This window comes from Enterococcus sp. DIV2379, from assembly GCF_050542965.1.
Classification (GTDB): Bacteria; Bacillota; Bacilli; order Lactobacillales; family Enterococcaceae; genus Enterococcus_D; species Enterococcus_D entomosocium.
The window spans coordinates 337,782-361,074 of sequence record NZ_CP172938.1 but is presented as its reverse complement, the minus strand read 5'-3'; the positions used below and the strand labels follow the sequence as shown (position 1 = coordinate 361,074).

Annotated in this window: 22 protein-coding genes; 1 reads left to right on the top strand and 21 read right to left on the bottom strand. The window is 43.6% G+C overall.

The window, feature by feature from the left end; translation table 11 throughout:
- Window positions 1-13: 13 nt before the first annotated feature.
- The 17 genes from IGI92_RS01725 to IGI92_RS01645 all read right to left on the bottom strand — a co-directional run bounded on the left by IGI92_RS01725 (window position 14) and on the right by IGI92_RS01645 (window position 17,023).
- Window positions 14-157: a hypothetical protein gene (locus IGI92_RS01725; protein WP_172634707.1), complete on the bottom strand. Its 144-nt coding sequence runs from the start codon at window positions 155-157 to the stop codon at window positions 14-16.
- Between the two features lie 216 nt (window positions 158-373).
- Window positions 374-1,975, bottom strand: coding sequence for a hypothetical protein (locus IGI92_RS01720; protein ID WP_061053659.1), 1,602 nt, complete (start codon window positions 1,973-1,975; stop codon window positions 374-376).
- A gap of 14 nt (window positions 1,976-1,989) precedes the next feature.
- A complete protein-coding gene (locus IGI92_RS01715; protein WP_005227173.1) occupies window positions 1,990-2,871 on the bottom strand; it encodes a carbohydrate ABC transporter permease in 882 nt (293 codons plus the stop codon).
- 11 nt (window positions 2,872-2,882) lie between these two features.
- Window positions 2,883-3,794 carry an ABC transporter permease gene (locus IGI92_RS01710; protein WP_005232388.1) on the bottom strand — a complete coding sequence of 304 codons (912 nt, stop codon included), beginning with the start codon at window positions 3,792-3,794 and terminating at the stop codon, window positions 2,883-2,885.
- A gap of 351 nt (window positions 3,795-4,145) precedes the next feature.
- The gene (gene ruvB, locus IGI92_RS01705; RefSeq protein ID WP_301389418.1) at window positions 4,146-5,147 is read right to left on the bottom strand and encodes a Holliday junction branch migration DNA helicase RuvB; all 1,002 of its coding nucleotides are present in this window, start codon (window positions 5,145-5,147) and stop codon (window positions 4,146-4,148) included.
- A 14-nt stretch (window positions 5,148-5,161) separates the two neighbouring features.
- A complete protein-coding gene (ruvA, locus tag IGI92_RS01700; protein ID WP_005232405.1) occupies window positions 5,162-5,752 on the bottom strand; it encodes a Holliday junction branch migration protein RuvA in 591 nt (196 codons plus the stop codon).
- Between the two features lie 181 nt (window positions 5,753-5,933).
- Window positions 5,934-6,365 carry a peptide-methionine (R)-S-oxide reductase MsrB gene (msrB, locus tag IGI92_RS01695; RefSeq protein WP_008376288.1) on the bottom strand — a complete coding sequence of 144 codons (432 nt, stop codon included), beginning with the start codon at window positions 6,363-6,365 and terminating at the stop codon, window positions 5,934-5,936.
- A gap of 88 nt (window positions 6,366-6,453) precedes the next feature.
- Entirely contained in the window at window positions 6,454-6,852 is a 399-nt protein-coding gene (locus IGI92_RS01690; protein WP_430607753.1) for a GFA family protein, read from the bottom strand.
- Window positions 6,853-6,854: 2 nt separating this feature from the next.
- Window positions 6,855-7,415 carry a Maf family protein gene (locus IGI92_RS01685; RefSeq protein WP_430607751.1) on the bottom strand — a complete coding sequence of 187 codons (561 nt, stop codon included), beginning with the start codon at window positions 7,413-7,415 and terminating at the stop codon, window positions 6,855-6,857.
- Window positions 7,412-9,520, bottom strand: a complete 2,109-nt coding sequence (gene mutL / locus IGI92_RS01680; protein ID WP_430607750.1) for a DNA mismatch repair endonuclease MutL — start codon at window positions 9,518-9,520, stop codon at window positions 7,412-7,414. Before mutL ends, IGI92_RS01685 begins: the two co-directional genes overlap by 4 nt.
- Window positions 9,521-9,535: 15 nt before the next feature.
- Window positions 9,536-12,088 (bottom strand): DNA mismatch repair protein MutS, encoded by a 2,553-nt coding sequence (gene mutS / locus IGI92_RS01675; protein ID WP_008376296.1) that lies wholly within the window; start codon window positions 12,086-12,088, stop codon window positions 9,536-9,538.
- Window positions 12,072-12,461: a YlbF family regulator gene (locus IGI92_RS01670; protein WP_008376299.1), complete on the bottom strand. Its 390-nt coding sequence runs from the start codon at window positions 12,459-12,461 to the stop codon at window positions 12,072-12,074. Before IGI92_RS01670 ends, mutS begins: the two co-directional genes overlap by 17 nt.
- A 7-nt stretch (window positions 12,462-12,468) precedes the next feature.
- Window positions 12,469-13,266, bottom strand: a complete 798-nt coding sequence (locus tag IGI92_RS01665) for a TIGR00282 family metallophosphoesterase (protein WP_010748642.1) — start codon at window positions 13,264-13,266, stop codon at window positions 12,469-12,471.
- Between the two features lie 149 nt (window positions 13,267-13,415).
- Window positions 13,416-14,651: a peptidase T gene (gene pepT / locus IGI92_RS01660; protein WP_086332919.1), complete on the bottom strand. Its 1,236-nt coding sequence runs from the start codon at window positions 14,649-14,651 to the stop codon at window positions 13,416-13,418.
- A gap of 37 nt (window positions 14,652-14,688) precedes the next feature.
- Window positions 14,689-15,111: a methylglyoxal synthase gene (locus tag IGI92_RS01655; RefSeq protein ID WP_008376307.1), complete on the bottom strand. Its 423-nt coding sequence runs from the start codon at window positions 15,109-15,111 to the stop codon at window positions 14,689-14,691.
- 118 nt (window positions 15,112-15,229) lie between these two features.
- Complete coding sequence (locus tag IGI92_RS01650; protein WP_005227160.1) at window positions 15,230-16,006, bottom strand: Cof-type HAD-IIB family hydrolase; 777 nt, start codon at window positions 16,004-16,006, stop codon at window positions 15,230-15,232.
- A gap of 219 nt (window positions 16,007-16,225) precedes the next feature.
- Window positions 16,226-17,023 carry a formate/nitrite transporter family protein gene (locus IGI92_RS01645; RefSeq protein ID WP_005227159.1) on the bottom strand — a complete coding sequence of 266 codons (798 nt, stop codon included), beginning with the start codon at window positions 17,021-17,023 and terminating at the stop codon, window positions 16,226-16,228.
- Between the two features lie 368 nt (window positions 17,024-17,391).
- Between IGI92_RS01645 and rpsD the strand changes: the two genes are divergently transcribed.
- The gene (rpsD, locus tag IGI92_RS01640; RefSeq protein WP_005227158.1) at window positions 17,392-18,003 is read left to right on the top strand and encodes a 30S ribosomal protein S4; all 612 of its coding nucleotides are present in this window, start codon (window positions 17,392-17,394) and stop codon (window positions 18,001-18,003) included.
- A gap of 149 nt (window positions 18,004-18,152) precedes the next feature.
- Here the strand turns inward: rpsD and spx are convergent, their stop codons facing one another.
- The 4 genes from spx to IGI92_RS01620 all read right to left on the bottom strand — a co-directional run bounded on the left by spx (window position 18,153) and on the right by IGI92_RS01620 (window position 23,285).
- Window positions 18,153-18,602 (bottom strand): transcriptional regulator Spx, encoded by a 450-nt coding sequence (gene spx / locus IGI92_RS01635; RefSeq protein WP_008376310.1) that lies wholly within the window; start codon window positions 18,600-18,602, stop codon window positions 18,153-18,155.
- Window positions 18,603-18,652: 50 nt separating this feature from the next.
- On the bottom strand, window positions 18,653-19,054 hold the full coding sequence (locus tag IGI92_RS01630) for an Asp23/Gls24 family envelope stress response protein (protein ID WP_005227156.1): 402 nt from the start codon (window positions 19,052-19,054) through the stop codon (window positions 18,653-18,655).
- A 286-nt stretch (window positions 19,055-19,340) separates the two neighbouring features.
- On the bottom strand, window positions 19,341-20,768 hold the full coding sequence (locus tag IGI92_RS01625) for a peptidoglycan DD-metalloendopeptidase family protein (RefSeq protein ID WP_430607746.1): 1,428 nt from the start codon (window positions 20,766-20,768) through the stop codon (window positions 19,341-19,343).
- A gap of 222 nt (window positions 20,769-20,990) precedes the next feature.
- Window positions 20,991-23,285 carry a glycoside hydrolase family 65 protein gene (locus IGI92_RS01620; protein WP_430607744.1) on the bottom strand — a complete coding sequence of 765 codons (2,295 nt, stop codon included), beginning with the start codon at window positions 23,283-23,285 and terminating at the stop codon, window positions 20,991-20,993.
- Window positions 23,286-23,293: the final 8 nt, after the last annotated feature.

Below are 23,293 nucleotides of genomic sequence, written 5' to 3'. Positions count from 1 at the left end.
TATGATCCTCCAATCAAAACTTGCTGATTTGTGCTGCGGGTGCTGCGTAAACCTGTTTCTTGCCTTCTTGTGATTTTGGGTCGTTTCTCAACGTACGGGTTTCTGGGTTGCAGGTCTCACTGCGTGAGCCAATCGCAGTGCTTCTTTGTATGGACACTACGCTCCCTGCAGTCGCCTAGTACTTTTCATCATCTGCTCTGTCTCACTACGTGAGCCAATCGCAGTGATTCTTTGTGCGGTCACTACGCTCCTTACAGTCGCCTAGTACTTTTCATCATCTGCTCTGTCTCACTACGTGAGCCAATCGCAGTGATTCAAAGTAAAGGGAGAGGAAAGGTCTTTTTTTTTGGCTTCCTTTCCTCTCCTATGGGGGTTATTTTAGTCGTTCGCGGTTTTCGGCCATTTTTTCAGTTTTAATGTCTTTGATTGCATCCCAGTTGTTTGAATCTAAGAAGCCTTCAAAGTCGGTTAGTGTGCTGTCAAATGTTCCTTCATCTTTTGAACGAATCAATGAGATGATCGTACTGTTGATTTTGGTTTTGATTGCTGTGTTTGAACGCGCTTCAGCAGTTCCGGCATCTGGATCCGTATTTTCGATCACAAAGTGTGGATACAATTTGCCTTCGCCCCATTCTTGCATTTGGGTCAACGCATTTTCGGTTTTGACTTTCAGTGCATTGACACGGTCGTTGTTAAAGTAGTTGAAACGGCTGATACCATATTTTTTGTTGTAGCCTTCGTTGTCGGTTTGTTCCATTTCTTTGATTTCTGGCAAGTAATCGATTTTGCCTTCATCGTTGTATTCATACGTCACGCCTTCAACACCGAATTTTGTCAAAATTTGTCCTGGTTCATCGATCAAGTACGTGAAGAGTTGGGTTACTTTTGCTGGATCCGCCGCATCTTTTGTGATGTAGTTGATCAACCAGCCAGAGATTCCTGTTTGGTTCAAGGTTGCTTCACGACCAGAAGTGCTGGCAGGTCCGTCGATTGCGATGTACCGCGTGTCAGAGTTTTTCATGAATTCAGTGAAGTTCCCACCTTGTCCGCTCGTTCCTGCGACTAAGATCGTTGCATAGTCCCCTTGTTTTACTTTTTCATCATAGGTTGGACCGTCATCGGTAAAGCTGTCATCACTGATGTTGCCGTCACGATACACTTGATTAAAGGTTTTCAACCATGAGATATATTCTTCATCTAAGTTACGATCGTAGAAAGCACCATCTTCATCTTCTAACGGAACACCTAAGAAGTCTTGCAATTTATCTAAGAATGGTCCTGCTGTTTCGCCGATCGTTGTGAAGCCCATTGGTGTCAAATCAGGGAATTTCTCGCTGATTTCTTTCATGACTTTCACATAGTTTTCTGGAGTCGAAACATCTGGTTTGCCCAATGCTTCATAGACATCTTCACGGATCACAAAGTTATCGTTGACGGGAATATTGCCGCTTTCGTAGTCCGCTGCTGTGTTGGAATAGTTTGGATAGCCATAAGTTTTGCCATCATCTAAAGCAAACCATTTGAAGGTATCTTCGGTCACGACATTCATCAAATACGGATCGTATTGTTCCGCTAAATCGTTTAATGAGTATGCCCAGCTATCAGCTTTTGTGGCTGCTTGACTGGTTTTATCCATCAACGTCACGATATCAGGCATATCACCACTTGAAATCAAAGCATTTAATTTCGAATCATCACCTGAAATAAATTCAATATCAATGTTCAAATCTTTTTTGATTTGGGCTGTCGTCACATCTTCACCAAATGGCAAAGCTGTCCAGTCTGAATTGATGTACCATGTGATCTTGGTTGGTTCTTCTTTGGTATCGAGTTTCCATGCTGGTGTCTTTTCATCTAACTCATACCGATCTTTGATAGAAAAATCCGAACTGCTGGCATTGTCTGAGCTGCCGCCACATGCTGCTAAGCTAAGTAATGCTGATGCTGCCAATAAACCGCCTACTACTTTTTTCATGTCTATCCCTCTTTCTATTCTTTTACTGCACCGGCCATCATACCGCCGATAAAGTGTTTTTGAAGCAATGGATATATAATTAAAATTGGCACTGTCGTGATGACGATCGTAGCCAACTGAACCCCACGGGTCGTTGCTTGGACGATAAAGTCGGTACTACCGCTTTCAGTCATCGTACTCAAGTTGGATTGGACGATGATTTCATAAATCTTCATTTGCAGCGGATAAAGATACTCTTTTGTGATATACAGTTTTGTTGTCATAAAATCGTTCCATTGGCCAACCCCGTTGAACAAGATGATGGTTGCCAATGCCGGTTTCGTTAATGGTAAGAAGATTTTATAAAAGATTTGGAATTCACTTGCACCGTCGATCTTCGCCGATTCTTCGAGTGAAGGCGGAATCTCACGGAAAAAGTTCATTAAAATCACGACATCATAATAGCTGAACAAAGCTGGAATAATGTAGACCCAGAAAGAATCCAGTAATCCTAGCGAGCGAATCAGCAAGTACGTTGGAATCATCCCACCACTGAAGTACATGGTGATGACCCCCATCGTTGTATAAATGTTGCGGCCAACCAAGCGTGATTTACTCAATCCGTAAGCCACGATCGCACAAAACAAGGTATGGGTTGCAGCCCCAAGAACCGTTTTTAACACTGAGATCAAGAAGGCACGGGGGATACTTGCGTCGGAAAAAACTTTCCGATAGTTTTCCCAGGTAAAGCCTTTGGGCCATAACACGAGGCCGTTGCCCGCTAATCCAGAACTAGAAGACACGGAGGAAACCAAGATATTCCAAATCGGTACAATGATCATTAACGAGAATAAAATCAAGATCACGGTATTGAAGAAGTAAAACCACGTGTTTTCTTTTGCTTTTCTTTTGATCATGTTTTTTCCTCCTATAAGATAACTGAATTGCCGTTGTTCAACTTGCGGGTCACTCGATCCGTGATCACCAATAAGATGACGGAAATGACCGCGATCCCCAAGCCGACAGCAGTTGCATAAGAGAAATCACCTTGCGTCAACCCCATTTTATAAACAAAGGAGTTGATAACTTCTGAACGGTTTTGGTTCTGTGAATTCATCAAAACTAATGTTTGATCTAGGTTTGACCCTAAGATACCGCTCACATTCAGAATCAAGTTTAAGGAGATGATCGGTGTCAGTAATGGCAATGTGATCGAACGAATCTGTCTTAGCTTGCTGGCACCATCGATTCGTGCGGCTTCATAAAACGTTGGATCGATCCGCGACATACCTGCCAAGTAAAGAATCGTTCCCCAGCCGACTTCTTTCCATAGATCAGAAAGGACCGCGATCCACCAATATTTGCTTGGATCCAATAGATGATTGACCCCTTTGTCCATCAATCCTACGGACATCAACACTTGGTTGATAAAGCCGTTCGTTGACAGCCAAGAGATCATCATCCCACCTAGCACGATCCATGAGAAAAAATGGGGAATGTATGAAACCGTTTGAATAAATTTCTTCAAGCGGCCATCTTGCATTTCAAAAATCATAATGGCTAACACAATCGGGATCGCAAAACCTAATCCTAATTTCAATAAGCTGATGGCTAACGTATTTCTAACTGCTTCCCAGAAAAAACTGTCATTCATAATGATACGGAAATTCTCTAACCCAACCCATGGTGCTGATGAAATCGTGTCAATCACCGTATAGTTTTTGAAAGCGATTATAATTCCGTAGATCGGAATATAATTAAATACGATCATAAATGCCACGCCGGGAAAAACCATCCAGTGAAGCTGCCGTTGACTATAAAACTTTTGCAGTTTACTCATACACAAAATCTCCTTCTTTCTATCCTCACAACACTACGTATATCTCCACATTTTGGTGAAACGTTTCTACAAAAGATTATATCCGCTGCCATTCGAAAATGCAAGCCTTTCCAATTATTTTTTTCAGGTTTTCTTTTTTCACAAATTTCGTTGAGTTCCTCACAAACACAAAAGCTATTATATCAACATTTTCATAAGAAATCATTTTTCCAAACACTTCCGTTTAATCAAATTTCACAAATAATGTATTTTTTCAACATCTATTGATTCTCAGAAATTATTAAAAAATAAAAAGAAACGTTTCACCAAAAGCACAAAAAAGCAGCAATCATCGTTGATTGCTGCTTCGTTCTAATCACTTCTTTGGGGATAGCCAAAATGGTCATAGGCTAACGGTGTTGCGATCCGCCCACGCGAGGTACGTTTCAAAAATCCTTTTTGGATCAAAAACGGTTCGTACATATCTTCCACTGTTTCAGTTTCTTCCCCGATATTGACAGCGATCGTACTTAATCCCACCGGGCCGCCTTGGTACAATTCGATCATCGTGCGGATCAATTTCTGATCGATATAATCCAAGCCAGCATGATCGACTGCCAAAAGTGCCAATGCCTGGTCAGCAACGGTGCGATCGATCAACCCATCTGCTTGCACTTGCGCATAATCGCGAACTCGTTTAAGCAAACGGTTGGCGATCCGCGGGGTGCCTCGTGACCGACGGGCGATTTCGATCGCCCCTTCTTCCACGATATCCGTTTCAAAGATGGACGCAGTCCGCTGCACGATCTCTTTTAAATCATGGTCTTCATAATATTGCATATGAGAAATGATCCCGAAACGATCCCGTAGTGGCGCCGAGAGCATCCCCGCCCGCGTCGTTGCGCCGACTAAGGTAAATGGCGGGAGCGGAAAATGAACTGGGTGAGCCGTTGTCCCTTGCCCCACCATGATATCCACATAAAAATCTTCCATTGCCGAATAAAGCATTTCTTCGGCGACACGAGGCAAGCGATGGATCTCATCGATAAACAGAACATCCCCCGGCTGCAGCTCATTCAAGATCGCAATCAAATCCCCTGGTTTTTCGATCGCAGGACCGCTGGTCGTCTTGATTTGCACCTGCATCTCGTTGGCGATCACCATTGCCATCGTCGTTTTCCCTAAGCCTGGCGGACCATATAAGAGGACATGATCCAACGCTTCTTCTCGATTTTTCGCCGCTTGGATATAAATCGAAAGCTCCTGCTTGACTTTGTCTTGTCCGATATATTGGGCAAGGGTTTGCGGACGCAAGGATTTTTCGATGATCTCTTCTTGTTCAGTACTTTCTGGCGAAACAATTCGTTCATCCATCGTCTACTTGCTCCTTACTTTTTCATCATCAATCGGAGAGCTTCCCGCAAGTACTCATCCGTCGATTTTGTCGTATTCGCCGCTAATTGTTTTTCGGCTTTCTTGACTTCTTTTTCGCTATAACCCAATGCTTTCAAGGCTTCCATCGCTTCATCTAAAGCAGTCGTTGCCACGCTTAGAGGAACGATCGCTTCTTCTCCAACCAGTTCAGCCACTTTGCCTTTCAAGTCTAGGATCATTTGCTGCGCCGTCTTTTTACCGACACCTGGGAACTTAGTCAAATAGTTGACGTCCCCATTTTCGACTGCCGTGATCAACCCTGTATGGTCTTCATTGGCCATGATTGCTAACGCACTCTTTGGTCCAATACCTGAGACACTGATCAATTTTAAAAACAACTGCTTGCCTTCGATCGTGGCAAAGCCGTAGAGACTATGAGCATCTTCACGAATCACTTGGTGCAGATAGATTTTTACTTCTTGGTTTAACTTGCCGCTAAATGAATACGGATTGCCAAAAGCGATCTGATAGCCGATGCCATGGGTCTCAACGACGATATACGCCGGAAAGATATCCGTTACTTTCCCTATGATATATTCGTACATGTGCTTTCCTTTCTGTACATATGTTCCCTTTATTGTAGCACAGACGAGAGGGCAAAAAAAGGACTGTGAACGAAGGAAAAGGTTTAGCAGGAAACAAACGGAGGAAAAACCGTTGTTTCAGTCGCATTTTTTCAAACGAGACATGCTGCTGAATCTTTTTTTCGCACACAGTTCCTAATACTTACTCAACGAGTGATTTGAATTCGCCATAGCCTTTTTCATCCATTTCTGCTAAAGGGATGAACTTCAATGCTGCCGAGTTGATACAATAGCGCAAACCGCCTTTGTCTTGAGGACCGTCTGAAAAAACATGTCCTAAATGAGAGTCAGCTTCTTTGCTGCGGACTTCTACCCGATGCATACCGTGAGAAAAATCGGCTTTTTCTTGAATATCTTGGCGACTGATCGGCTTCGAAAAGGAAGGCCAGCCACAACCGGCGTCATATTTATCAGTAGAAGCAAACAATGGTTCTCCGTTGACGATATCAACATAGATCCCTTTTTCATAAAAATCATCATACTCGCCAGTAAAGGGGCGTTCGGTTGCATTTTCTTGGGTCACCGCATATTCGATCGGTGACAATTTTTCTTTTAATTCTTTTTTATCTGTCATTTTTTCACCTGCTTTTCCTCTAGACTCATCCTGTATGCTCTATCATGCCTTTTTTCTTAGCGAATGTAAAATGACTTGCTCAAATTATTTAAGGGTTTTGCAGCTTTTCCCAACGAGTCGTTGGTTCCGCAAAATGGTAAAACTGCGGTTGGTCTTTTGTATAGATTTCTTCGGTTAAGACAGCTTCTGGCAAGTTGCCAAATAACCCGGCCGCAAAAAAATAGGTGTGTGCTTCTTTGAGGTAAAAGAACAGACTCGAGCCGCATTGACTGCAAAATCCTCGCTGTGCCCACTTAGAAGAATCATAACGTCGCAGCCACTTCGCTCCTTGAAGAGCCATCTGGTTCTCAGAACATGGCGCAAGAGCAAACATCGGTCCGCCGTGAAATTTCTGGCAGAGACTACAATGACAAACCGTGATTACTTTCGCAACTCCAGTCAAGTCAATCGTGACTTTGCCGCAAAGACAACTACCAGAAACATCCATCCTTATTCCTCCTCCATAAACTCTTGCAACAACTGATAGACCGTAGTGACAGGAAACCCTACAATTGTATAAAAATCGCCGTTTATCGATGAGACAAATACTTTGGCCGCCCCTTGGATCCCATAGGCGCCCGCTTTGTCTTGGTGCTCATCTAAGGCAAGATACTTGTCGATCTCTTGATCGGTCAAGGAACGAAACACAACTTCCGCCGAAACCACTGCTTGGCGCAGCTGTTCGCCTTTTTGCAAAACGACGGCGGTATGCACCCAATGGGCACGTCCGCTCATTTTTCGCAACATCGACCGAGCATCTTCACGGTCGGCTGGCTTTCCTAAGATTTCTTCATCCACCACGACCGTGGTATCGCTCGCGATCACCAGATCTTCAGGATATGCTTGCGTAATAGCCGCCGCTTTTTCTGCTGCCATCCGTTGGACATAAGGGATCGCCGCTTCGTTTGGTCGGACCGACTCGTCGATATCCGCTGGTATGACCGCAAATTCTGGGACTAATTCTGCTAATAATTCTTTGCGCCGCGGCGACTGTGAAGCCAAAATAATCATTCCATGCCACTCCTTGCTCGATGAGGATCTTGAATCCGTTTGAACATCCGCTCCATGTCGCTGTTGGTGAAATGGATCAGCACCGGGCGACCATGGGGACAGTTGAAGGGATTCTCGCATTTCGCTAAATCTTGCAACAAGATCCGGGCTTGCGCTTCATTCAAATAGTGATTGGCTTTGATGGATCGTTTGCAGCTCATCATGATCGCGGTTGCTTCACGAAACTTTTTGACACTGACACTTCCTGTGGTCAGTAACATGTCGATCATTTCGCGGATGATGGCTTCTTCTTCACCGCTAGGGTACCACGTCGGGTGCGCCCGGACGATGAAACTATTGTTTCCAAAAGATTCCAGATGGATCCCGACTTCTGCCAGCTTGTCACTTTGTTCCTGCAATTGCAGCGCATCGCTGTTGGGATAATCCAAAACGATCGGCACTAACAATTCTTGCAGGTCATTGGTCACTTCGCCGATTTTTTCGCGGTAATACTCATATTTGATTCGTTCCTGTGCCGCATGCTGGTCGACGATATATAGCCCCGCCTCACTTTGGGCAAACAAATAGGTCCCATGCATCTGCCCAAAATAATCCAATTGGGGAAAACGCTCCTTCGCTGGTTCTTCTTCCAGTAACCGTTCGACCGTTTTCAGGTAGTTGCGGTCATCCCCATGCATTTCAGGGTGCAGAGTCGCTTGATTTTGCAGATCTTGCGCCGTAAGCTCTGGCGTCTCTTCCGAGAGAAAGGCTGGCGCTTCTGGCAGCGGCGCTTTTGTTTCCGTCTGGTCTTCCACAAATGGTTTTCGGACAGGCTTATTTGGCAGCGTCTCTTCCAAACTGCGAAAGGTTTCCTCGGTTTCTTCCAACAGGTTTTCGCTAGATTCCTGTGGCATTTCTGGAAGTTTTCCACCTTCCTCCACAGGTTTTTCCACAGAGTTATCCACAGTCTGTTGATAAGTACTGCCCTGAACCTCAAATTTCCCGGTTTCCCGATTATAAGACAAACCAGAAGTCGAATTTCCTGCTGACTCCAGTTCCAAGCCAAGCTGCTGGGCTTTTGGCTGATCGGCAACTTTTTTCTTAAACCGCAGATTGTCAGCCGCGTTAGGAATCAAATTAATTTCCCGCAGCGCCTCATTGATGGCTTTACTGATTAGCTTGGTCAGTTCTTCTTCTTTTGACAAGCGAACTTCTTGCTTAGTCGGATGAACGTTGACATCGACTAATAAGGGGTCCATTTTGATTTCAAGGACAGCTAATGGAAAACGACCGACCATCAATTTTGATCCGTAACCAGCAACGATCGCTTTATTCAAAGCGAAGTTGCGAATATAACGACCATTGATGATCGTGGATAAATAGTTGCGGCTGGCTCGGGTAACTTCTGGCAGTGACACAAAGCCAGTGACTTTAAAGTCGAGATCCTCAGTATCGATTGCAATCATTTTTTTGGCCGTTTCCACTCCGTAGATCCCGGCGATGGTTTGTTTTAACTGCCCACTTCCAGTGGTGCTCAGCATCTTATTGCCTTCATGAACGAGGCGAAAAGCCACTTCTGGATGGCTCAGGGCGATCCGATTGACGATATCGCCGATGTTCGCAAGTTCCGTTTGCAGCGTCTTGACATATTTCAAACGTGCCGGTGTATTGTAAAAGAGGTTTTCGACAGTGATCTTGGTTCCTTGTCGCAAGTTGGCAGGCAGATGCTCTTCAACAGCGCCGCCTTTTAAGCGCACAAAGGAGCCTTGTTGGGCACCTTTGACTGCCGTTTCAATCGAGAGGATCGAAACCGAAGCGATACTAGGCAAAGCTTCCCCGCGAAACCCGAGGGTACGTATTCGAAACAAGTCATCTCGATTGTGGATTTTACTGGTGGCGTGGCGTTTAAAGGCAGTCAAGACATCCTCTTCTGCAATTCCTTCGCCATTATCGATGACTTGGATTTTACGCAAGCCTGCTTCTTCAATAAAAATATCGATTTGGGTACTGCCGGCATCCACGGCATTTTCAACTAATTCTTTGACGACAGAAGCCGGTCGCTCAACAACTTCTCCTGCCGCGATTTGGTTCGCCAGACGTTCGGATAGCTCTTGGATCTTTCCCATCTGCTGACCTTCTTTCTAAATTCGTTTTTGCAGCTCGTACAATGTATTCAGAGCATCCATCGGGGTCATTTCCAACAGATTCAATTTCTTCAATTGATCGATGACGCCGATTTCTTCCGTAGATACTTCACTAAACAACGACAACTGCTGACTTTCTTCGACGACTGGTTTTGGCTGTACCGTCGGTTCATGTTCTTCCAGCGCTTTCAGGATCGTCGCTGCGCGCTGTAAGAGTGCACTTGGCAGTCCAGCGATTTTGGCTACATGGATCCCATAGCTTTTATCTGCGGGTCCTTCCATCATCTTATGCAAAAAGACAACTTCGCCTTCTTTTTCAACGGCACCGACATGGACATTGCGTAAGTGTGCCAATTCCTCATCTAAAACCGTCAGCTCATGATAATGGGTGGAGAAAAGTGTTTTGGCATGAACTTCTTTGTGGATATATTCAATGATGGCTTGTGCCAATGCCATCCCATCATAGGTCGCAGTCCCACGCCCTAACTCATCAAACAAAATCAAGCTGTTAGGCGTTGCATGACGCAGCGCTTGGTTGGCTTCCATCATCTCCACCATAAACGTGCTTTGACCGGCGATCAGGTCATCGCTGGCACCGATGCGAGTAAAGATCCGATCAAAAATCGGCATCTCTGCAGATTGTGCGGGTACGAAACAGCCGATCTGCGCCATAATGACTAGCAAGGCAAACTGCCGCATGTACGTACTTTTCCCAGACATATTTGGGCCTGTGATCAACAGGATCTCTGTTTCTTCATCCATCACGATACTATTTGGAATGTACTCTTGGTGACCAAGGACTTTTTCCACTACAGGATGACGGCCATCGATGATCGATACTGCTCGTTTTTTCGCTACTGTCGGCCGCACGTATTGGTAGCGTTCCGAAACCGTGGCGAAACTTTGTAAGACATCGACTGCACTGACAGCTTTGGCTAACTTTTGTAGACGTGTGATACTCTTTTTCACTTCTTCACGAACATCAAGAAAGAGGCGATATTCCAAATCCACCGATTTTTCTTCGGCTTCTAAAATCAAAGTCTCCAGTTTTTTCAACTCGGGTGAAATAAAGCGTTCCGCATTGGCTAAGGTTTGCTTGCGCTCGTAGCGAGAGGTATCTAAATTCACTAGATTGGCTTTCGTGATCTCAATGTAATAGCCAAAGACGCGGTTGAACCCAACTTTCAGGTTTTTGACCCCCGTCGCTTGACGTTCGTTGGCTTCTAATTCCGCCAACCATTGCTTGCCGTTACGCATCGCCGTACGGTATTCATCTAATTGTTGATGGAACCCGTCTTTGATGATGTTGCCTTCTGTGATCTGCAACGGGGCATCTTCATCGATCGCCGCTTCGATCAGTGCAACCAAATCATCTAAGGGCGTTAATTCCAGCAGCAAGTCATTCCACTCGCCACGGTTGATTCCCTGCAGCAATTGCGCGATCAAAGGCACTTGCTCCAAAGAAGATTTCAACTGCAGCAAATCGCGGCCATTGACATTTCCGAAGGCGACCCGTCCGACTAGGCGTTCCATGTCATAGACTTTCGTCAACGCTTCTTGCAGATCTGCTCGCTCAAAGAAACTGTCCAGTAACGATTGGACCATTTCTTGGCGGGCAGTGATTTTCTTTGGCTGGATCAAGGGACGATCCAACCATTGCTTTAACAAACGTCCCCCCATTGCGGTCTTTGTCTCGTCCAGCAACCACAAAAGAGTCCCTTGTTTTTTTCCGGTTCGAATCGACTGCGTCAATTCTAAGTTGAATTTGGAATAATGATCCATTTTCAAGGCATGATCCGGCTGATATTCCACGGCTTGCTGAATGTGGGCTAAACTGCGTTTTTGGGTAATCGCCAAATAACTTAGCAATTTCCCTGTGACTACTTTTTCTAACCCTTGGGAGAGAGGTTCCGTTAAAAATTGAAATTCGGCATTTTCTTCCAACGTTTCTTGCTTAGAAAACACGACATTCAAGCGATTGGTCAGCATCGTTTGCAATGATTCAGGAATCTCGCTGCACAAAACGACTTCTTTCGTTTGCAGAGCGGCGGCCTCATTGACGACGGCTTCTTCATCTTCCAATTGCGCTGCTTTTAATTCACCGGTACTTAGATCGACATAGGCAAAGCCAAAACGCTCCCCTTGCTGCAAAACAGCTGTTAAAAAGTTGTTTTCTTTGGCGGATAGGCCTTTACTGTCCATCACCGTTCCCGGCGTGATCAGTTGAACGACTTCGCGTTTGACCATTCCTTTGGTGGTTTTTGGGTCTTCCACTTGCTCACAAATCGCTACTTTGTAGCCTTGCTCGATCAAGGTGTCGATGTAATTGCTGGCGGCGTGGTAAGGCACCCCACACATAGGGATCGGTTCCTCCGCATTTTTGTTGCGGCTGGTTAACGTCAGTTCTAAAATTTGTGCTGCCTTGACAGCATCCTCATTAAATAATTCATAGAAATCCCCTAAACGATAGAATAAAAAAGCATCTTGGTACTGAGCCTTGATGCTTAAATACTGTTCCATCATCGGGGTATTTTTAGTTTTTTGAGGCATTGGTTTCATCCTCCTCGATGGCTTTATTCATTTTCTTTTGGATCTCCGTCGTGACATATTGCAGCAATTCATCTGCTTGCAGTAACGCTTGGCGATAAGCAACCACTAAGGGGTGCTGCTCGTATTCGTTTGTCAATGACGCATAACGCTGCTCCGCAGCTTTTTTTGCTTCGGGTTTCTCATAATGCTCAAATTGAACGATTTCTTTTTGCGCTTGCTTCAGCGCTTCTTCCAACTCCAGTAGCCCTTGGTTTTGCAAGGCTCGTACTTGAATTTCTTGAAATTCTTGAACGATCGGATGATTAGACAAAAGCTTTTGCAAAGCAGCCAACTCTTGGGCAACGTTTGATTCTTTGGTTAATTGCTCTTCCATGCTTCTCCTATTCTGTAAACGGGCGATCTTCACTGATTTGGATCGGACGGATCGATTTTGCTTTACCAGTGGCTTCATCAATCTCAAGCAAGCAAGCCGACAAAATACTGCGGCCTTTTTCAATCACTTCAAACCGTTGCGGCAACGCCGTCAAAAATTTTTCAATGACTGGTTCGCGTTTCATTCCCAAAATCCCATCATAAGGACCAGTCATGCCGACATCTGACAAATAAGCCGTTCCTTGGGGCAAAATCCGCGCATCGTTGGTCTGTACGTGGGTATGCGTGCCGACGACTGCCGAAACTCGGCCATCCAAATACCAGCCCATCGCTTGTTTTTCGCTAGTAGTCTCCCCATGAAAATCCACAAAGATAAACGGTGTACGTTTGCGGGCAATCGCAACCAATTCATCCATTTTGCGAAACGGATCATCAAGGTCTACCATGAACGAGCGAGCTTGCATGTTGATCACCGCCAACTCAATGGTGTTGACTTTCACAAACACCATGCCGACCCCCGGTGTTCCCTCTGGAAAATTGGCTGGACGAATCATTTTCTTCGCATCGCCAATAAATTCAAAAATGTCACGGTTGTCCCATGTATGATTGCCTAATGTCACGACATCGACACCATCTTGCAAAAATTTCTTATAAATTTTACCCGTGATCCCACGACCCGCCGCCGCATTCTCGCCGTTCGCGATCGTCACCTGTGGTCGATACGCCTTCTTTAATTTGGGAAGGTACTCCGTGATTGTTTCTCTTCCTAATGAACCAACTACATCTCCAATGAATAATACCCGCACACATTTTTCCTCTTCTCTTTTAGCTTCTTTTCTATTATAAGGGTTTTGGTCCAGAAAAAAAAGGTTCTTTCACTTGCTGTTCTTCCTTGCAGCAAAACAAAAAAACACGCTAGACTTTTTCGCTTTAGTCTAGCGTGTTGCCGCGTTCTCTAGGAAACGGTAGTGTCTTCTTTCCCGACATGTTCCACGATCGCCACGATCAAATCACGGGCTTTTTCCATCGCTTCCACGGTAATAAATTCATACTGGCCATGGAAGTTTTCACCGCCGACAAATAAGTTCGGTGTTGGAATGCCTTTATAGGTGATTTTCGAGCCATCGGTCCCGCCACGAAACGGCGCTTCGATCGGTGTCACACCAATCGCTTGCATCCCTGCTCGGGCAGCTTCGATACTGCGGGGATCTTTCTTGATCAAATCCCCCATATTGTAATATTGGTCATACAGCGTATAGGTGATGCGTTCTTGCCCATAGGCTGTGTTCAATTCGTCAATGATCCCCACGATGTTAGCTTTTCGCTGTTCAAAAAGCATATGATCGTGATCACGAATGATATAAGAAACTTCTGCTCGACCAATATGTCCCGTCAAATTGTGCAGTAGGTAAAAACCTTCATACCCGCGGGTGCGTTCAGGAACTTCCTCTGCTGGTAAGGCATCGTCGATTTGATGCGCGATTTTCAAGGCGTTGACCAAACGACCGTAAGCAGTTCCAGGATGCACACTCGTACCATCAATCGTTATATCAATACGAGCAGCATTAAAGGTTTCATATTCCATATGCCCCACACGACCACTGTCCATCGTGTAAGCAAATGCCACTGGAAAATCCGCCGCATCAAAGCGATCAGCGCCAGTCCCGATCTCTTCGTCAGGCCCAAAAGCGACCCAGACATCGCCACGTTTATGCGCATCCATCGTTTGTAAGATCCGCAGCGCGTCAATGATCTCTGCGATACCAGCTTTATCATCTGCACCCAGCAGGGTCGTTCCATCCGTTGTGATCAGCGTTTCGCCGACATAGTCTTTGAGATTAGGAAATTCAGCAGTTGTCATATAAATGGCTTTTTCTTTATTTAAACAAACATCCTTGCCATCGTAATTTTCATGGATCTGCGGCTGAATATTTTCAGCTTCGAAATCTGCCGTGTCTACATGGGCAATAAAGCCAATCGCCGTTTTTTCAGGATTACCAGGTAGACGTCCGATCACAAAACTATTCTTTTCATAGTAAGCAACATCCGCTACCCCCATCTCGATCAACTGATCTTTCAATAAAAGATCCAACTCAACTTGTCCCGGTGTCGTTGGGATGGTCTGACTCGTCGCATCTGAGCGAGTATTCATTTTTGCATAGGTCAAAAAATCCTTTAAGATTGCTTTCAATTCTGCACGTCCTTTTTCTTCAATTCTTCTACTATCTTTATAACGACAAGGGACGATTGTCCGTTTCGTGGATCACTTGTCGAAAATCAGCAAAGCCAGCTGCTAACCCCCGCAACAAGATTTCTGCCGTTCCCATATTGGTAGCTAAAGGAATCTCGTACACGTCTGACAAGCGAATCAATGCCGTTACATCTGGTTCATGGGGTTGTGCGGCTAAAGGATCGCGCAAAAAGATCACCATGTCCAAGTCATCTTGCGAAATCATGGCGCCAATTTGCTGATCTCCTCCCAGCGGCCCTGATTTGTAGCGGTGGACAGGCAACTGGGTTGCTTCTTCGATCCTCTTCCCCGTAGTTCCTGTTGCGAAAAGTTCATGCTGCGCTAAAATTTCTCGATAGGCAGTCACTAATTTTACCATTACATCTTTTTTTCGATCATGAGCAATCAATGCGATTTTCATTTGCTGCATTCCCCCTTTTTTCTATTGTACCAATTTATTTTCTTTGCGACCGAGAAAAAACAAAAAAACATAGCACAGATGCCGTAAACCGACTGTGCTATGTCTAAAGGATTCCTTTTTAAATCAGTTGTAATTCTTTCAAGGCTAACCAGATGCCATCTTCATCATTGCTAGCGGTCACCATATCTGCGACTTGTTGGATCTCAGGGACCGCATTGCCCATTGCCACACCGACACCTGCGGCAGTCAGCATTTCACGATCATTTTGGCCATCACCAAAACAGATCACATCTTCTTGCGCTATCCCTAATTGTTCCGCGACGCACAGGATCGTTGCTGCTTTGGAGCCTTCTTTTGGAACGACATCCACACTGTTTTCATGCCAACGCACAAAACGCAGTTTGCTGTATTTCTCGTCAAAGAAATGCTCATACTCTTTTCCGTAAAAAGCCAATGCTTGATAGACTTCTTTTTCTTCGGGAAAATCCATGTCCAACTCAGGAAGTTGGGCACCAAAAGAATGCATCGCTGCTTCCATTTTAGCAATATCCAAAGAAGACGCTCGTTTCGCTGTATCCATCCCGACAAATGCCGTGTCGATCCCAAGCTCTTGGGCTTCTGCCACGAAAGCAGCCAATTGCGTTTCATCGAGTAAGTTTTTATACACCTGCTGATGCGAAAGAAAAGCAGCTGCGCCATTACATAAAATGTAATTATCAAAGGACAACGAACGAATAATATCTTGAGCGTGGAAACGACTGCGTCCAGTGGCAACGGTCACGAAATGGCCAGCATCTCGTAAAAGATCAAGGGCTTTTAGCGTACTGTCTAGTGGCTGTTTGTTCGAGTCAAGCAAGGTTCCATCAATATCAAAGGCAAAGAATTTCCGATTCATAAAAGGTTAAGGCTCGCTTTCTATTAAGAAGTAACTAAGATTTTGGTCTTGGTTGCGGTCATTTTTACAAAAAACAGCAAGAAAAACCGTACATACTTATTCTTAACATAAATAGGCGCTGATTTCAACGCTCCGTTAAGGGATGATGGCTTCTTCCTGGAGAAATGTTAGAGAAAAGAAAAAAAAAGAAGCATCGCTGCTTCTTTTGGTAGGTTCTAATTAGTCGACATAGGTCGATTTTGAGTTGTTCAACCATGCATAGCCCAGCCCCATGACCAAGCCACCGCCGATATAGTTACCGATAAAGGCAAAAACTAAATTATGGATCACACTACCGACAGTCATACCTGCCAAGTGTCCGCCTGAAGCCCAGAAAGCTAAGGTAAACGCTGGGAAGTTAGCAATAACGTGTTCGAATCCTAAGAAAGCAAAGATGAAGATGATGAAAATGATTGCTGCAACTTTTCCGGCATCGTCTTTCATCCGCATGCTTACTAGCACAGCTGTGTTTACAACGATATTGGCGAACATCGCTTCTACTAAAATTTGGATGGTCGATTTTTCTAATTTCGCAGTGATCGAGGTCAGCATAAAGTTGTCTGCGGTCAGCCCTTGAAAAGGACCTGTCAGTGCAACGATTGAGCCGAAGATCACCCCGCCGATCAAGTTGAACAAGACACACGTAAGCAAAATTTTCAATGCCAAAGGAATACTTAGACGTTTACGGTAAACCCCAACAGTCATATACAACATATTTGATGTTCCTAATTCTGCGTTCATATAAAGAATCATGACTAAAGACCAGCTAAACATAAATGCATATAGAATTTTCCCTAACCCGTGAACCATCGATTCACCTTTCATAGCGATCGCAAAAGCAATAGCTGTTCCGAGGGTCAAGAATAAACAAGCCATCATCGCACGTACAGCGTAACGCAAATAACTACTCTTGATCAGATCGATTTTCTTTTCTATGGAAGAATCGATCTTCTCAAATAATGGGGATACTGGATTCATTTTTTCTACTCCTTTTATGAATAATTTCACTTCGTTATCATTTGCACAATACTTTCATATTCTAATGACGAAAAGCTGTTTTGTAAAGAGATATTTGAAAATATAAGTAATTAATGAAAAATTTCAAGATTTGTTTTCATCAAATCCAAAGCCAGCTCCATCTTGACTTTTGCCCCTAGTTTGTCGTATACTATTCCTTGTGTAAAATAATGCAGCAGGAAAATAACAGCTCGTCACCAGTTCGTTGCCCCTCGGGTGCAATTGCGTAACCGCGGCTGCAAAGGTGAAGATTGAAGAACGAACTGCACGAATGTGAGTTTTTCAACGGATTATTTTACTCCAAACTATTTTATTGGAGGAACTAAATTATGTCTCGTTATACAGGACCATCATGGAAAATTTCTCGTCGTTTAGGAATTTCTTTATCAGAAACTGGAAAAGAATTGGCACGTCGCCCTTACGCTCCAGGACAACACGGACCAAACAGCCGTGGCAAAAAATCAGAATACGGCATGCAATTAACTGAAAAACAAAAATTGCGTCATATGTATGGCATGAACGAACGTCAATTCCGTACATTGTTTATCAAAGCAAGCAAAATCAAAGAAGGTAAACACGGTGTTAACTTCATGATCTTGCTAGAACAACGTTTAGATAACGTTGTTTACCGTCTAGGTTTAGCAACTACTCGTCGTCAAGCACGTCAATTAGTAAACCACGGTCACGTTTTAGTTGATGGCAAACGCGTTGATATCCCTTCATACCACGTTGAAGTTGGACAAGTCATCAGCGTTCGTGAAAAATCACAAAACATCTCAACAATCAAAGAAGCAGTTGAAGCAACAGCTGGCCGCGCGTCATTTGTAAGCTTTGATAGCGAAAAATTAGAAGGTTCATTAACTCGTTTACCTGAGCGTGATGAATTGTCTGCAGAAGTTGACGAAGCACTAGTCGTTGAATTCTACAACCAAAAACTTTAAGATTTCAACCGACACGATTCCTTTTTGGAATCGTGTTTTTTTGCGGAATCAACGGATTTACTGATCCTCTTAAGAAGACCCTTGAAAAAATACCAAAAAAACCGACAATGATACATCGCTGTATTCATTTGCCGGTTTTGTTCCTATTATTAGATAAAGTTCGCAACAGATTCGCCTTCTTCTTGCTTTTGGCGATAATTAAACATGAGCAGCTCTGTTTGGCGTCGTTTGAAAATGATCTTTCGTAAGTTTCGTGGCACGAATTTACGAATGTCTTCTTCATTGTACCCCACTTGGAGCTTGTTCTCATCTAAGATAATTGGCCGTTTCAATAAGTTCGGGTATTGTTCGATCAATGAAAGTAGCTCTTCTAGCTTCAACTCTTCTAAATCGATGTCTAACTTTTGGTACACTTTCGAACGAGTAGATATAATGTCTTCCGTTCCATTTTTTGTTAAAGAAAGAATCTCCATTAGTTCATCACTATTTAATGGATCGCTAAAAATGTTTCTCTCTTTAAATGGCAGTTCATTTTCGGTCAACCATGCACGGGCTTTACGACATGACGTACAGCTGGGTGTTGTATATAGTGATATCATTTGTTTATTCTTCCTTTCTCTTTGATGTACTTCGATTTTTTGCGTGGTGCTCAACCTTCGATTTGATCGATCGTTTCCTGTTTGACGATATCGGCGATTCGAATATTGATCTCTTTAACTTTTAAAGAAGTCAAGCGACTGATTTCTTCTAAAACCACTTCTTGGACTTGCGCAAAGAGTTTAGGGATATCTTTGCCGTAAGCCACGATTACTTCCAAATCAACTGCAACCTCTTCTTTGCCAACTTCCACATCGATGCCAGAAGCGACTTGCGGCTGTTCTTCAAGGTTTTCGGTCATATCTGAAAGAAATCTGCCATTTACACTAATCAAGCCATCAATTGACTGCAAAGCGACACCAACAATTGTTTCAATGACTTTTTCTTCAAAGGACAGTGGACTTGCTTGCGCTGCTTCATTAGACACATTCGTTGTTTGCTGATCGTCAGTCATTTTTCACACTCCTTGGTTAAATAAGAAAGGATACTAGAGACATCGCAAAGTCGCATACACGACCTTGTCTAAAGTGGATATTCCTCTTGGGAATTTTTTTCCCTACCTTTCTAGCATAAATTCTTTTTGTTTTTTTTACAAAGAAAAACACTTGTTTTCGGAATAAATTTATCGTGCAAGATAAAATGAATGCGCTAAAAAAATCTCAAAGCATAATTTTCCTGAAATGATTCGTTTTTCTTGACAAAAAAAAGAAAGCAGCTACACTGCTCTCTTTTATTCTTTGTTATTTTGACAAGGCATCTAATGGATCAATCAGTTGATGCCGGGCTAAACTAGGTGAAAGACTAACTTCAAAATGCAAGTGAGGACCTGTACTGTTCCCCGTACTTCCCATGGAAGCAATCACTTCGCCTTGTTCGACCGTTTGACCGACTTCCACTAAATTGCGATGATTGTGCGCATACAATGTCGTCAGCCCATCTTTGTGCTCGATAGCAACATAATTCCCCCATGAAGAATGATACTCTGAGCGGATCACCGTTCCTGAAAGACTAGCCATGATCGGCGTTCCTTGTGGGGCGGCGAAGTCCACTCCACGATGAAACCCATTGCCTCGTGGACCAAAGACAGAAGAGACAACTGGATTGCTGACAGGATAGATCATCTGTTCGCTGCCTGTCGGTAATTCTGGTTTCTCTTTGTCATAACTCGTCAGAGCATATGCTTCGATCAGCGCATTTAGCTTCTCATTGTATTGTGTATCTGATGCATAACGCCCGGTCAGATATTCCGTGGCATCTTCATAAGACTCCGTTTCTGATTTCCAAACACCTTTATAAAAATTCGGATTGTGGTCCAATCCTTCTTTCAACAATTTCGCATAATCTTTCAAAGAAGATTCGATACTGTCATATTGGCGAAACGTGGCATGAACTGTGTATAAATTACCGGAACCATCGTCTTCTTGCGTTTGGAAGGAAATCCCATTCCCTTCATAAAGTCCCTTAATACCAAATAGGTTATAAAAAGGCTCCTGGCTCAGACGACTTCTTCCGCTACCAGACTCTAAAATCGCTTGTGCAATCATGACCGATGCGTAAAGATCTTCTTCTTGTCCAACTTTACGAGCATCTTCTCCAATCTCCATAATAAAGTCCCACGTTTCTTTGACTGGCGTGACTTCAAATTTTGCTGGCTCATCTTCTTGCGGCGGCGTTACCGTCAACTCTGGTACGTTCGGTACTTCTTTGATGTCAGGCGAAGGCTGGCTTGGTGTTGATTCTTGCTCTGGATTTGGTGTTGTCTCTGGTTCTGGGTTTGGTGCTGGTTCTTCTGGTTCTGGCGCCGGCTCCGGTGTTGGTTCTGGTTCTGGCTCTGGATTCGGCTCTGGATCAGGATTTGGTGCCGGTTCTTCTGGTGTTGGTTCTGGCGTCGGGGTTGGTTCCGGTTCTGGCAATGGTTCTGGTGTTGGCTGTTCAGGAACAGGTGTTGACTCTCCTGGAACTACTTCGCCGTTTTCTCCTGGTACCGTTGCGGCATCTTCAGGGACCAAGCCCATTGTTGGCCCGTTCACTCCCGGAATCGTTGACTCAGCTGTATTTTGACCAGCAGTAGACTCGCTCGTTAAAACAGCCGCAGCCGCTGATACTGGCAGCAATGTTGAAAATTGACTGGTAATAATGGCAATTGCCATCCATTTCTTTATTTTCATTCGTGAACTTTCCTCCTTTATTCCTCCCTCTATCATACAAAAAATGCAAGAAACTTTGTAATCAATTTTTGCATTCCTATATGAAAAAGGAGAAATACTTGATATTTTGCTACTCTTTCCTATCTTTAATTACGCACAAAAAGTTCCTCTTGCTTGCAAAAAAACAAAAAACAACGGTGCTTTTCTTCACCGTTGTTTTTATGCGAATGAGGGCTAAGAAATTCAGACGCTTCTTTTCGTTGATCGCTCAATGACGATGGGGTTTTGAGTAAGTGTCAGTTTCTTTTGATAAACTTGTAGTTGAATAGCTCTACCCTTTATTAGCGAAATTTTGATTGACTGATGGGTGACTGACACGTCAATCAAACATTGGTTATACGTAATTTTGAATGTATATTTTTTCCAGTCAACTGGAATTGTGGGGGCTAGTTTTATTCCTTCCCTATCAGTTCTCACGCCACCAAATCCATAGACAATATTCATCCAAGCTGCAGCAATCGAAGTCATATGCAATCCTTCACGAGTATTACGATTGAAATTATCCAGATCCATTCTAGTGGCAAATTCAAAAAAATGATATGCTTCATTTTCCATTCCCAATTCTGCCGCCAAAATAGAATGGATCGAAGGTGACAGCGAGGATTCGTGAATCGTCCTTGGTTCATAGTAATCATAGTTGATTTGCTTTTCCGCTTTCGGAAAAGATTGGTTATACAAGAAAAGAAACATTAAGACATCTGGTTGTTTGATCATATTGTTACGATAGATGCGATCATAGGACCAATGATCATAAAGCGGGAACTCTTCGATGGGAATCGAGCGGATATCCACATGAGGTAATTTGAAAAAACCATCATGTTGTTCAAACAAACCATACTCCGTTTTTAAAATAAGCATTTCTTTGCTACAAATTTGCCAGTAGCCAATCTCCTTTTCACTCAAACCATGCGCTGATAGAAGTGTACTATATCTAGTTTCATTACTCGTTTTCAATTTTTTCAATACCTCTACAGTATAATCGAATGTTCTTTTCGCCATATAATTTGTATACGTATTGTGGTTTACCATCATCTGAAATTCATCTGGTCCCATCACCCCAAAAAAGCCAAATTCACCTTCTGGAGACCAATCACCTCTAGAAGCCAAAAAGCGTGAAATTTCAATCAACATTTCGATCCCATGTCCATACAAAAATTCAGTATCTTTTGCTACCTGCATGTAGTGCCAGATGCCATATGCAACAGCGGTACTTGGCTGAAACTGAAGGCTTGCATGCTGCCAAAGATCGCTGGCTTCGTTCCCATTCAATGTAGCGATAGGGTAACAAGCTCCTTGGCAATCAAGCTGGCGTGCTCGTTTTTTGGCTTCCGGCAAAGTATGATAGCGAAATTCTAATAAATTTTTTGCTGCATCAAGATTTGTCAATAAGTAAAAAGGAAGGCAGGACGTTTCCGTATCCCAAAAAGCATGTCCACCGTATGCTTCACCAGTGAGCCCTTTCGCACCAATATTATGACTAGGATCTTGACCATGGTATGTTTGATGCAGCTGAAAGATGCAGTAGCGAATCCCCTGTTGATTAATTGGATCACCATCGATTTGGATGTCTTCCTTAGCCCAAACGTTTTGCCAATAGGTGCGACTCTTTCGTTCCATCTCACCAAAGGAAAGACTTTTTTCCAGATCGGTGAGACAATGTTGTTTTAGTTGATTTAAATCAAGTCCGGTTTTATCGGCAATATTTACAGCATTTCGGTTTACTTGAAAGTTCATCCCTTCTTCTAGTTTAACGTTAAACTTACGGCCGATAAATTTATCCCTTTCCACAAGTTGCGTGTCGAGGGACTCAGTGGCGGATAGAGAAAAGCCAGCATAAATTGTTTGCTTAGTACTTCTTGTTTCTGCTGCTAAAAAAGCATGCCTATTTGAAGATTCTTTTTCTCGTTCCACCCAAAAATTTTGACCTTCAGATAGATGGCTCGTGGCAAAGTCAATCCCCATCAAAATTGAGATGGATGGACTACCTTCAATAACTTTTAACGAGATCTGCTGATACCCTAATGATACCGTTGCTCTATCTAGTGAACGTTCAAAAGTCACCTTTAATTTGATATCCTTCTCAGGTTTCCAATAAAAACTACGAGTCAAGATACCTGTTCTAAGATCAAGTCGTCGTTGAAAAGATTCGATATCTGAATAAGCTAAGTCAAGTAACATCTCACCACACCAAATTCTGGTATATAGCCAATCGACCGCATTGACCATAAAATGACTCCTCGAAATGATCCCCTTATACTTCACACGGTTTTCCTTAGGACTATTTTCGTAGATTCCATTGAAGTAGCTACCTAGCAATCGTTCTCCCGAGTACCCTTCTTCTAAATAACCACGGATGCCCATATATTCATTTGCTAAAGAAAAGATCGACTCGGACACTTCACTTCGTTCTTTATCAAACCCTTCTTCTGAAATAATCCACGGATCGACCGTATAGTATCTATCTGCAATTTTCCCCATAACACGTT

What these genes read in the sequence shown, in the direction of transcription:
- mutS (WP_008376296.1), bottom strand. Translation starts at nt 12,088, where the DNA reads ATGCCTCAAAAAACTAAAAATACCCCGATGATGGAACAGTATTTAAGC.
- IGI92_RS01690 (WP_430607753.1), bottom strand. Translation starts at nt 6,852, where the DNA reads ATGGATGTTTCTGGTAGTTGTCTTTGCGGCAAAGTCACGATTGACTTG.
- ruvB (WP_301389418.1), bottom strand. Translation starts at nt 5,147, where the DNA reads ATGGATGAACGAATTGTTTCGCCAGAAAGTACTGAACAAGAAGAGATC.
- IGI92_RS01620 (WP_430607744.1), bottom strand. Translation starts at nt 23,285, where the DNA reads ATGGGGAAAATTGCAGATAGATACTATACGGTCGATCCGTGGATTATT.
- ruvA (WP_005232405.1), bottom strand. Translation starts at nt 5,752, where the DNA reads ATGTACGAATATATCATAGGGAAAGTAACGGATATCTTTCCGGCGTAT.
- IGI92_RS01645 (WP_005227159.1), bottom strand. Translation starts at nt 17,023, where the DNA reads ATGAATCCAGTATCCCCATTATTTGAGAAGATCGATTCTTCCATAGAA.
- IGI92_RS01720 (WP_061053659.1), bottom strand. Translation starts at nt 1,975, where the DNA reads ATGAAAAAAGTAGTAGGCGGTTTATTGGCAGCATCAGCATTACTTAGC.
- IGI92_RS01715 (WP_005227173.1), bottom strand. Translation starts at nt 2,871, where the DNA reads ATGATCAAAAGAAAAGCAAAAGAAAACACGTGGTTTTACTTCTTCAAT.
- IGI92_RS01630 (WP_005227156.1), bottom strand. Translation starts at nt 19,054, where the DNA reads ATGACTGACGATCAGCAAACAACGAATGTGTCTAATGAAGCAGCGCAA.
- IGI92_RS01625 (WP_430607746.1), bottom strand. Translation starts at nt 20,768, where the DNA reads ATGAAAATAAAGAAATGGATGGCAATTGCCATTATTACCAGTCAATTT.
- IGI92_RS01710 (WP_005232388.1), bottom strand. Translation starts at nt 3,794, where the DNA reads ATGAGTAAACTGCAAAAGTTTTATAGTCAACGGCAGCTTCACTGGATG.
- IGI92_RS01655 (WP_008376307.1), bottom strand. Translation starts at nt 15,111, where the DNA reads ATGAAAATCGCATTGATTGCTCATGATCGAAAAAAAGATGTAATGGTA.
- IGI92_RS01685 (WP_430607751.1), bottom strand. Translation starts at nt 7,415, where the DNA reads ATGATTATTTTGGCTTCACAGTCGCCGCGGCGCAAAGAATTATTAGCA.
- spx (WP_008376310.1), bottom strand. Translation starts at nt 18,602, where the DNA reads ATGATATCACTATATACAACACCCAGCTGTACGTCATGTCGTAAAGCC.
- IGI92_RS01670 (WP_008376299.1), bottom strand. Translation starts at nt 12,461, where the DNA reads ATGGAAGAGCAATTAACCAAAGAATCAAACGTTGCCCAAGAGTTGGCT.
- mutL (WP_430607750.1), bottom strand. Translation starts at nt 9,520, where the DNA reads ATGGGAAAGATCCAAGAGCTATCCGAACGTCTGGCGAACCAAATCGCG.
- msrB (WP_008376288.1), bottom strand. Translation starts at nt 6,365, where the DNA reads ATGACAGATAAAAAAGAATTAAAAGAAAAATTGTCACCGATCGAATAT.
- rpsD (WP_005227158.1), top strand. Translation starts at nt 17,392, where the DNA reads ATGTCTCGTTATACAGGACCATCATGGAAAATTTCTCGTCGTTTAGGA.
- IGI92_RS01650 (WP_005227160.1), bottom strand. Translation starts at nt 16,006, where the DNA reads ATGAATCGGAAATTCTTTGCCTTTGATATTGATGGAACCTTGCTTGAC.